The sequence below is a fragment of the Candidatus Cryosericum terrychapinii genome (assembly GCF_003570925.1).
Lineage (GTDB): Bacteria > Caldisericota > Caldisericia > Cryosericales > Cryosericaceae > Cryosericum > Cryosericum terrychapinii.
On record NZ_QXIS01000016.1, the window covers coordinates 20,809 to 30,455 of the forward strand.

Genomic DNA, 9,647 nt, shown 5'->3' on the forward strand with positions numbered 1-9,647 from the left:
CTATATCAGAACCTCGTGCAGCGAATCGTAGTTTTCGAGGACCCTGCCTGCACCTTTGGCGACACACAGCAACGGATCCTCTGCGATGCTGACGAGAATTCCCGTACGAGTGGAGATGAACTTGTCAAAGCCCATGATAAGTGCGCCGCCACCCGAAAGCATGATGCCACTGTCGATGATGTCCGCCGAGAGTTCGGGCGGGGTCAGCTCGAGTGCCGACTTGATCGTCGCGAGAATCTGCTCCAAAGATTCCTTGAGTGCGTCGCGAATCTCCTCACTCGTGACTTCGACCGATTTTGGCAGGCCGTTGATCAGATCTCTGCCTCGTACTTCATAGGTCTTCTCGCTTTCGAGCGGGTACGCAGAGCCAATGGCGAGTTTAACTTCCTCGGCCGTCACATCCCCGATGAGCAGGTTGTAGCGGCGGCGAATATGGGTCGCTATGGCTTCTGTCATCTCGTCGCCCGCGATGCGCAGTGACCGTGAGGTGACGATGCCCTTCATCGAGATGACCGCAACCTCGGCCGTACCGCCGCCGACGTCGACGATCATGACTCCGCGAGCGTCAGCGATAGGGAGGTCGGCGCCGATGGCGGCTGCCATGGGTTCCTGGATAAGCTTTGCCTCTCGTGCGCCGGCGTTGAGGGCTGCGTCAATGACGGCCTTCATCTCAACCTGGGTGATGCCGGACGGGATTCCGACAAGCACGCGTGGACGGGCAAAGAGACCTGTCCCAGAGGCTTTTCGGATGAAGTATTCAAGAAGCTTCTCGGTTACCGTGAAGTCTGCTATGACACCGTCCCTCAGGGGACGTGTCACGGTAATCGACTGGGGCGTGCGCCCTGCCATCTTCTTGGCGTCGTCGCCAACGGCGAGCACAGTGCCAGTCTTGGCATCGGTCGCCACGATGGTAGGCTCGCGGATGACGACACCCTTGTTCTTGACATATACAACTGTGTTCGCAGTGCCAAGGTCTATTGCCAGGTCTTTTGAGAAAAATGCCACGACTTACCTCCTCATATCAACATGCAGCTCAGCACAGAGCGCATAAAAATCACTCATCGTGAAGCCGATGATCGTGTCCATCGGCCCATCAGTTCGTTCGATGAAGCTAGCTGCCAGTCCCTGAACGGCGTATGCCCCGGCCTTGTCCAAATATTCGGAGTTGCTCAAGTATGCGTCCCGCTCATTCTCGCTCAGGCGTCTCATGAACACACGCGTTATGGATGTTCTGGCGCCTTCCATCTTTTCAGGCATGAGCACAGCTGCCATGGCGGTAATAACGCGGTGTTCCCGCCCTTCGAGCAACGCGAGCATATCGCGGGCCTGACCTTCGTCGAGCGGCTTTCCCAGGATTCGGCCTTCACAGGCGACGACAGTGTCGGCGCCCACGACCAACCCGGCGTCCACATGATTGGTTCCGGATCTTGCCTTTGCCAGTGCGTTCTGTGCTGCACAGTTCTCAGGTGCAGCGTCCAGCATGACTTCGTCCGCATCACCCGCCACGACCGAAAACGGTATACCCCATTCGGCGAGCATGTGAGCCCTCCGTGGCGAACTCGAAGCCAAGTAGATTCTCATATAAGCGTCGAGAAGAAGAGAAAAAGCAGTGCAAGTCCTGCTGTCCCCAGGTTCATGTTGAGCGTAAAGCCCAGCCGAAGCTCCATGAATCCAAGCTGAAGCGTAAAATCAGGGATGCCGAAATGGAGCCCTGCCCGCATGAAAGGGTAGTAGGCGCCTAGCACCTCGCCGAGTATGGATCCAAGGATAGCCCCCGCAATCACAAGAGCTATCGATATCGTTCGTTCCTTTCTTCTCACCGCTGCTCCAGAGGTACACTGCCATGAAGGGCTCGGTCGAGTCGAGACAGGACAGCAAGCGAAACACCACCGATCAGATACCCGGCCGCTCCACCCGCCACCACCAGCACCGGCAGATAATACCATAGTGTACCCACAGTATTGGTAATCAACAAGAGCAGGTATTGCGACACATTGTTGCAGACGCCCCCAACGGTACTTACGGTCGGCAATCCGATGTGCTTCCCGAACGCCTTCCGCAGGAGGACCATGACAATGACTGCGCCGAGACTACCGCCGAAGGAGAGCAGCGACGTGATATTCATCAGATTCCCCTTCATGATGCCCGTGACCAGAACTCGCAGGACCACGAGTGCGACGGTCGCGAGGGCTCCGTACATCTCCAGGCACAGCATCGTGCTTATCTGAGACAGTCCCAGCTTGGCGCCGGGCAGGAATGGCAGCGGAGGGTCGAAGTAGTTGATGACGATAGCAACGGCGGCTAGCAACGCAAATCGTAGCGTGACCTGTGTTGTACGGTTCCTCCTATTGGGTGAGAGCATCGATGTTGGTCCCTTTTCCTTCAATGATAATGACCATGCGGTTGGGTACACAGATGATCTGGTCGCCGGGACTCCGGGCTGGAACGGTATGCACGCAGATCTGGTCCGGGCAGGTCGATTCCACGACTCGGATGGAGCCCTTGCCATCAGCTGCGACCACGAGTGGTCCCAGCATACCCGTTATGGGCAGTGTTTGGGGCTCGCGCAACGTCAGATCTACTGTCGCGACGACCTTGCCGTCCACGTACACAAACGCCACGGTGCCTCGTGTACGGTGCATGACGATCCAGGAGACAACGACAAGTACCACGGCGGTGAGGATGACCACCGCCGTGATTCGGTCACTCCGCTTCATTGAGCAGCCGCGGGCACGAAAGTGATTGGCCCCAGTGTGGACCGTGTTCCAGCAGCGTCGACGATGACAATGCCAACGGTTCCCTGGCCCTGGGCCGCTTGGAAGAGCAAACGCTGAGTCTCGGCCGTCGAGCAGAAGAAAACCTTGCCGAGGGCGTCGCCGATGGCTCCATGCATGGGCTGTATGTCTGTGATGACCGTGACGCTCTGATTGAGGGTTCCCGGGTATCCTGTCGATGGGTCGATGATATGACAATATCTCTTTCCATCTCGCTCGAAGTACCGCTCATAATCTCCGGACGTAGCCACAAAAGCATCCCCTGATCGAACATAGCCGATGATTCCCTGGCCACGCGGATCGCGAATGCCGATCTTCCAGTCGCGCTTTCGGCCGCCGCTATACAGCAAAAGGTTGCCGCCGAAATCGACGATCACCTGCCGGGGCTGGGGTTTGACAGTTTTGAGGTACTCCTCCATGACATCCAGCGAGTAGCCCTTGGCGACACCGCCCAGGTCGATGCGGGCCTGGGAGTCCCGAAGCTGCACGGTGGTGTCGGAGAGCACCAGCTGGTCTGAGTGAGAATAGGCTAGCGTATCCGATATCTCCTTTGCAGCAGGGACCCTGAAATCCTTGGTCATAAAGCCCCAGAGCGACGAGACGGGTGAGATCGCTATGTCAAACGTCCTGCCATGGTCGATGGTTTCCACGGCCACGGCGGTTTTCAGGAGTGCTGCATATTCCGGTGAGACGGACACCGGCCCCTTGCCGGCAGCTCCATTCACGCGAACCGTCTCGGACTCGGGATTGTAATAGCTGGTCATGCTGTCCACGTTGGATGCCAGAGCATGGAGATGCTCGTTAATTGCGGCTGCATCGCCTCCGGTGGTCTTGATGGTGAGAACCGTGTCCATAAGAAAGTATGTGGACGTAACCGGCTCAGGCAATTTGCGCAAGGCGAAGAAGGTCGCCAGTCCTGCTCCGACGACAATAACCGCCACAATCGGGGCAATTGCTTTTCTCACGGTATCTCCTTGTCGAGTGTCAATCCAAGGTCCGTTCCGCAGTTGCCGCATATTCCATCCGTGACGAAGGACAGGTCCAGTGGACGAGCTGTCCGGTCGACGACGACCGAATAGCAGTTGGGACACATCGTATTATTGAAGAAATGCCCATGGCAGTTGCTCAGGTAGACAAAGCCCACGTGTTGTCTTCGCCCAGATTCTACAAGGTTTTCGAGAAAAGGCATGACGGGTCCATGGTGAATTGCGAAACCATGCTCGGGGGCAATGGCCCTGAGGTGGAGAGGAATTCCCCTTCGAAGATCCTGCGTGACCCACGCGAGCATGGCAGAGAACTCCTGTTCCTGGGCTGCAGTGTTTCGTGCAATATCGAGCATGAGTTCGACGTGAATCCCTGCGGCGATGGCACTTTCTACAAGGACTCGACTGTTCTCCAAGACACCGGCCGGACTTCCCAGCGTTCGGTACGTTTCGTCGGAAAAACCCTTGAACCTGACGAGCAGTGCGTCTACCGTTCCAGGTGAGTCGCGGAGAAGGTCCGCCGTCACCCCGCCGTTCGTTGCTACGGTGACCTTCTTGCCTGCCTCGTGAACCTTTCGGGAGCACTCGATGACATTGTCCCAGTGTAGCGACGGTTCACCGCCGCTCCAGACTACGCCGGCAAACCCGGGCTCACCCCCGAGTATCTCGACCGCCGCAGCGAGCCTGGCAGGGTCGTAGGGCGACCAGTCCTGTGAACGCGCCAGCAGTGGGCGGTCGCAGTACGGACACCGCAGGGGGCATCCAGGCATCTGCAGGACGAGCACCGAATCGCCGAGCAGATAGTGATAGAGAGGCACTTCCTCGATCGCGGAAACATATGGTTGCCCGAGAGGACTGGAAAACCTGTCAAATCTCATGATTCCTCAGCAGCGGGGTGAAATCGCATTTCCAGCTTGTGGCCTGTGTGCGGGCAGGGTCACTGGAACACCACAAAGGACACCCTCGCGGTGTCCTTTGTGGTGGACATGAGGTGCACATAGCAATCACGGAGACCCCAGGCCGACGATGCAGCCCTCAGATACGTATGCCGGTCTTGGCTTGAGCTTCGACCATTTCCATGCCAAGATCGAGAGCCTTCATGTTGAAGTCGAGGAATTGCTTCTTGATGTGCATCGCGACTGCCTTGCGTAGCATCTCAACGTGCACGATGGCTGTCAGACCCTCGATGATACCGAGAAGGACGATGTTGAGTCCAAGCTCGGACTCCAGCCTGCTGATCAGGGTGCTGCGTATGGGAAGGGCCAACAGGCCCCGGCAGTTCTCCTCGTTTAGGAAGTCAGGGGCCGACATCACTGATGAATCGACGACAACCCTGGTCTTCCGGCTGATCCCTCCGCCGTACTGCTTGAGTCCCTCACTGGTCATCGCCGCGAGCAGATCCGGATCGGTGACCTTAGGGTAGGCGATATGCTTGTTCGAGATGACAAGTTCGGCCTTGGTCGTACCGCCACGCGCCTCTGCGCCATAGACCTGACTCTGGGTGACGATCTTGCCTTCCATAATGGCGGCCTCCGCAAGGATGATAGAACCCAGGATGAGTCCTTGCCCGCCGCTGCCAGTCATGCGGAGTTCGAAACGGTTGTCGTTGCTCATATCAGGCCTGCTCCTTGGGCGCAGCCGCGCTCGCCGGTGAATGGCGCTCAATTTTTACGAACTCGCCGATAATGGTCTTTCCGACCAGTTCTTCGGGAGTCTTTTTCTCGGCTACGCTCTTGAGGACCATCCAGTCCTTCTGCGACGTGACCATCTGTCCGGCGCTCCCCTTCTTGTTGAACCGTCCAAAATACGTAGGGCATTGGGCGACAGCGTCGACAAGAGAGAAGCCGTCATGGGCGATAGCCTTCTTGAGGTGGTCGACAAGATGTTTTGTGAAGTAGATGCCTGAACGTGCCACATACGTTGCACCGGCACCGGCTGCCAGCTTCACAAGGTCGAATGGTCGGTCCAGATTGCCGTTCGGGGTCGTCGTCGTGATCGAAGAGCTCGGCGTAAGAGGTGACGCCTGCCCGCCGGTCATCCCGTAGTTGTAATTGTTGAACACCACGACTGTAATATCGACGTCTCGGCGTGCGGCATGGATCAGATGGTTGCCGCCGATTGCCGAGCCGTCGCCGTCACCGGTGACCACGATGACCGTGAGGTCCGGATTGGCCATCTTTATGCCTGTTGCCACTGGAATGGCACGGCCATGAAGGGTGTGCACATTGTCGAAGGCAGTATATGCCGGTGCGCGTGAAGAGCAGCCGATGCCCGATACGAGGACGACCTTGTCGGGATCCAGTTGCAGCTGGTCGATTGCCTCGAGGAGCGCACGGAGGACAATGCCGTTCCCGCAGCCGGGGCACCAGATGTTGGGCAGTCGTTCGCATCGCAGAAAATCGGGTCTCATAGGTTCTCCTCCCGGACGAAGTTGAGGATCTCCTGCGGACTGATAAGATCGCCATTGATCTTGTTCATGGGCACGACCTTCCGGGAGTCTCCAAACACTCTCTTGACGAGAAGGACGAGTTGACCGGAATTAAGCTCGGGAACAACGATTGTCCTCGCATTGCCGGCAGCCTTGCGGACACGGTCATCATCGAATGGGAACAGCGTTATGAACCGAAGCGACCCAGCCTTCCGTCCGTGAGAACGAAGCGATTCCACTGACTCACTTACTCCGCGGGCGGTGATGCCGAAGCTCATGAACAGAATATCAGCGTCCTCGACGCGGTCGGTCTCGAACTGGATGATGTCGTCGAGGTTGTTGAAGAGTTTGTCGCGCAGGCGCTCGACAAGGGCCTCTGCCACATGACCATTGGCGGTCTGGAAGCCGGACTCACCGTGAACAAGGCCCGTAAAGCTAGTACGGAAACCGGTGCCCACGTTGGCGACCGTCGGAACCAGTGATTCGTCTGTCTTGTAGGGAAGGTAGCCGGCCTTCTTGGTCGGGAGTCTGCGGTCGACAATGGTCGGCGGAATGCTGATACCGATGGGTTCACGCAGGTGAGAGATGGTCTCGTCGGACAGGACAATGACGGGATTCCTGTACTTCTCGGCCAGATTGACCGCACGTATGGTCAACTGGTAGGACTCCTCGACACTGGAGGGGGAGAGGACAATCACCCAATGGTCACCGTGAGTTCCCCAGCGTGTCTGCATGAGATCCATTTGTGAGACTTTGGTTGCCATGCCTGTCGAAGGCCCATAACGCATAGAGTCCAGAATCACGATGGGTGCCTCGACCATGCACGCGTAACCGAGACCCTCCTGCATCAGCGAGAACCCAGGGCCGGATGTCGCGGTCAGCACTTTCTTGCCGGCCATTGATGCTCCCACAATCGCCATGATGCTCGCGATTTCGTCCTCCATTTGCATGAACGTGCCACCTACCTGTGGCATGCGCTTGGCCATGATCTCGGCGATTTCGGAGGATGGTGTGATAGGGTATCCGGCGTAAAACCGTACGCCTGCGGCAATCGCGCCCTCGGCGACGGCTTCGTTGCCTTGCATCAGGACCATCTTTTCACTCATTCTTGACCTCCACCACGATGAGCGCAAAGTCAGGACAGTGCTCGACACACATCTGACAGCCGATACAGTCCTGTGGGTTGACGATTGCGTGCCGGTCACTCCGGTCTATCTCGAAGACCTTCTTCGGGCACACGGCGACGCAGATGCCACAGTTCTTGCACCACTTACGGTTGTGCGTGATCTTAAATGTCTTCTTCTCCGGCATGTTCCCTCTTCTCGTGGTGGTTGAACAATTCTCGAGCAGTCTGTTCTATGCGTTGGCTCAGGTCAAGTACGTCCCTGTCCAGCAGTGAGGCCACTGCGTGGTAGGTGTGAACAACAAACGAAGGCTCGTTCCGAGTGCCTCTCATCGGTATCGGCGGCATGTAGGGCGAATCGGTTTCGAGCAGCAGACGCTCATGTGGGCAAACCTTCAGAGCCTCGCGCGTCGCACGTGCTCCCGGGTAGGTGAGGTTGCCGGTGAACGAAACGCACAAACCCATACCCACGGCCTGCTCGACGTCTGATGGTGTTCCTCCAAAGCAGTGCATCACTCCGTGCAATCCGACGAAATGCGAGATAGCACTCAAGGATTGTGTCACGGCAAAGCGTGAGTGGACGATGACAGGGAGCCCCAGGTCGGCTGCGAGTTGCAGCTGCTCCTCGAAGAAACGCAGCTGCACCATGTGGTCGGGCCTGCCCTCCTTGAAATCCAGTCCAATCTCTCCGATGGCTACGGTCTTCTCCCTGTACCGGGCAGCCAAGGCACTCAGCTGTGCGAGATAGTCTGACGGTGCATCGGCACAGTCCTCGGGGTGGACGCCGATGGCCGCGAAAACGCCGGGCTCTTCTTGTGCCAGACGCCCCGCGAGACTCGACGTAGCTATGTCGACGCCTGGACAGACAATCCAGTGGACGCCGCTGTCCCAACACCTCCGCAGGACATCCTTTCTGTCACCGTCGAACTCGGCCATCTGGACATGCGCATGCGTGTCGATATAGGAGGGTTCTTCCATCAATGGATTTCCGCTCCGTCCGGTAGAATCGTCATCGGTGTCAGGAGAGCCATCTCGTCTCCAGCCGAAGCCGCGAGGAGCATGCCCTGCGATGCAATGCCTTTGAGTTTGCGTGGCTGGAGGTTCGCGACAATCACGATTTGTTTGCCGACCAGAACAGCAGGATCATAGTGCTTGCCGATGCCAGCCACGATCGTACGCTCTTCGGCGCCGACCTTGACGCGCAGCTTGACCAGCTTGTCCGTCTCGGGCACCCGTTCGCCTTCGAGGATTGTGGCGATGCGCAACTGCACCTTGGCAACGTCGTCGATCGTGATCAGACCGGAATCGACAACGGCAGCGGGTGAAGCAGTTGCAGCAGCGATTGTCATCGTGCCAGTCTTGCGGGCCGTCTGGGCTGCCAGGAACTCTTCCAGCTGGTCAGGCTGGATACGGGGGAACAGAACAGTCGAGCTTGCCTCGGGGAGTTCTGAACCCGGTCCCCGCCATGCAAGGTCACTCCAGGCAACCTGTGGCCTCCGGATTGCCTCCAGCAGGCGGTCTGAGACGGTCGGCATGCACGGTTCCACAAGGTTTGCAACGTACCAGAGGCCTGTCAGGAGGGTTGCCAAATGGGTTGCCAGTCCAGCGGCGTCACCGCTTTTGGCCAGCGCCCACGGTTTGTCGTCTTCGATCATCTTGTTGAGCATGTTGACCAGCGTCCATGTCTTCTCGAGTCCCGCAGAGAACTGCAGGTTATCGTAGTCGGCGCTCACGGCGGCAAGGGTCGTCGAAAACAGCTCCGATAGAGCGGCTTTTGGTTCCAGCGGCTGGCCCTCGATCTGGGGTCGGAACTTGGCGAACATGTTCAACGTCCTGTTCAGCAGGTTGCCCAAGTCATTCGCGAGGTCCGTATTGAAGCGAAGCAGGAGGCGCTGGCTGGAGAAGTCGACGTCAAGCCCGTAGGTTCCTTCCCTGCACAGGTAGTACCGCAGGACATCGACAGCCATAGGCTCGTCGATCCCGATGAGGCTGCTCAGGTTCTCGATGAGAGCAGCCGGATCGACGACATTGCCGAGCGACTTCGACATCTTCTCACCCTCGAAGTTCCAGAAACCGTGGGCGAAGATACGCCGGGGTAGTGGAAGGTTGAGTGCCATCAGCATGGCGGGCCAGATGATGCCGTGGAACCGTGTGATGTCCTTGCCGATCAGATGGAGGTCGGCCGGCCAGTCGGTCGCAAACCGCTCCGTTCCATAGCCGGCCACTGTCGCATAATTGATCAGAGCGTCAAACCAGACGTAGACGGTCTGGTCGGTGTCGAAGGGAACGGGGACTCCCCACTTCACGGTCGACCGGGACACGGAAACATCCCGCAGGCC

Annotated in this window: 13 protein-coding genes; all 13 read right to left on the reverse strand. The window is 57.9% G+C overall.

The features are described 5' to 3' along the window. Complete coding sequence (locus SMC7_RS03050) at positions 1 to 1,005, reverse strand: rod shape-determining protein (protein ID WP_119088906.1); 1,005 nt, start codon at positions 1,003 to 1,005, stop codon at positions 1 to 3. A gap of 3 nt (positions 1,006 to 1,008) precedes the next feature. Beyond that, a complete protein-coding gene (locus SMC7_RS03055) occupies positions 1,009 to 1,581 on the reverse strand; it encodes a Maf family protein (protein WP_119088907.1) in 573 nt (190 codons plus the stop codon). Further along, positions 1,578 to 1,820, reverse strand: a complete 243-nt coding sequence (locus SMC7_RS03060; protein ID WP_119088908.1) for a hypothetical protein — start codon at positions 1,818 to 1,820, stop codon at positions 1,578 to 1,580. The genes SMC7_RS03055 and SMC7_RS03060 overlap by 4 nt, the downstream gene beginning before the upstream one ends. Beyond that, entirely contained in the window at positions 1,817 to 2,362 is a 546-nt protein-coding gene (locus SMC7_RS03065; protein ID WP_119088909.1) for a Gx transporter family protein, read from the reverse strand. Before SMC7_RS03065 ends, SMC7_RS03060 begins: the two co-directional genes overlap by 4 nt. Further along, complete coding sequence (locus tag SMC7_RS03070) at positions 2,346 to 2,717, reverse strand: NusG domain II-containing protein (protein ID WP_119088910.1); 372 nt, start codon at positions 2,715 to 2,717, stop codon at positions 2,346 to 2,348. The genes SMC7_RS03065 and SMC7_RS03070 overlap by 17 nt, the downstream gene beginning before the upstream one ends. Continuing rightward, entirely contained in the window at positions 2,714 to 3,739 is a 1,026-nt protein-coding gene (locus tag SMC7_RS03075) for an FAD:protein FMN transferase (RefSeq protein WP_165845095.1), read from the reverse strand. Before SMC7_RS03075 ends, SMC7_RS03070 begins: the two co-directional genes overlap by 4 nt. Then, positions 3,736 to 4,635 carry a radical SAM protein gene (locus tag SMC7_RS03080; protein ID WP_119088912.1) on the reverse strand — a complete coding sequence of 300 codons (900 nt, stop codon included), beginning with the start codon at positions 4,633 to 4,635 and terminating at the stop codon, positions 3,736 to 3,738. The genes SMC7_RS03075 and SMC7_RS03080 overlap by 4 nt, the downstream gene beginning before the upstream one ends. Positions 4,636 to 4,792: 157 nt before the next feature. Further along, positions 4,793 to 5,371, reverse strand: coding sequence for a 2-oxoacid:acceptor oxidoreductase family protein (locus SMC7_RS03085; RefSeq protein WP_119088913.1), 579 nt, complete (start codon positions 5,369 to 5,371; stop codon positions 4,793 to 4,795). A gap of 1 nt (position 5,372) precedes the next feature. Continuing rightward, positions 5,373 to 6,167, reverse strand: coding sequence for a thiamine pyrophosphate-dependent enzyme (locus tag SMC7_RS03090; RefSeq protein WP_119088914.1), 795 nt, complete (start codon positions 6,165 to 6,167; stop codon positions 5,373 to 5,375). After that, a complete protein-coding gene (locus SMC7_RS03095) occupies positions 6,164 to 7,291 on the reverse strand; it encodes a 2-oxoacid:acceptor oxidoreductase subunit alpha (RefSeq protein ID WP_119088915.1) in 1,128 nt (375 codons plus the stop codon). Before SMC7_RS03095 ends, SMC7_RS03090 begins: the two co-directional genes overlap by 4 nt. Continuing rightward, a complete protein-coding gene (locus SMC7_RS03100; protein ID WP_119088916.1) occupies positions 7,284 to 7,496 on the reverse strand; it encodes a ferredoxin family protein in 213 nt (70 codons plus the stop codon). The genes SMC7_RS03095 and SMC7_RS03100 overlap by 8 nt, the downstream gene beginning before the upstream one ends. Beyond that, complete coding sequence (locus SMC7_RS03105; RefSeq protein WP_119088917.1) at positions 7,474 to 8,286, reverse strand: TatD family hydrolase; 813 nt, start codon at positions 8,284 to 8,286, stop codon at positions 7,474 to 7,476. The genes SMC7_RS03100 and SMC7_RS03105 overlap by 23 nt, the downstream gene beginning before the upstream one ends. Further along, positions 8,286 to 9,647 (reverse strand): class I tRNA ligase family protein (locus tag SMC7_RS03110; RefSeq protein ID WP_126850712.1); only part of this gene is annotated, 1,362 nt, incomplete at its 5' end. The genes SMC7_RS03110 and SMC7_RS03105, both read right to left, overlap by 1 nt.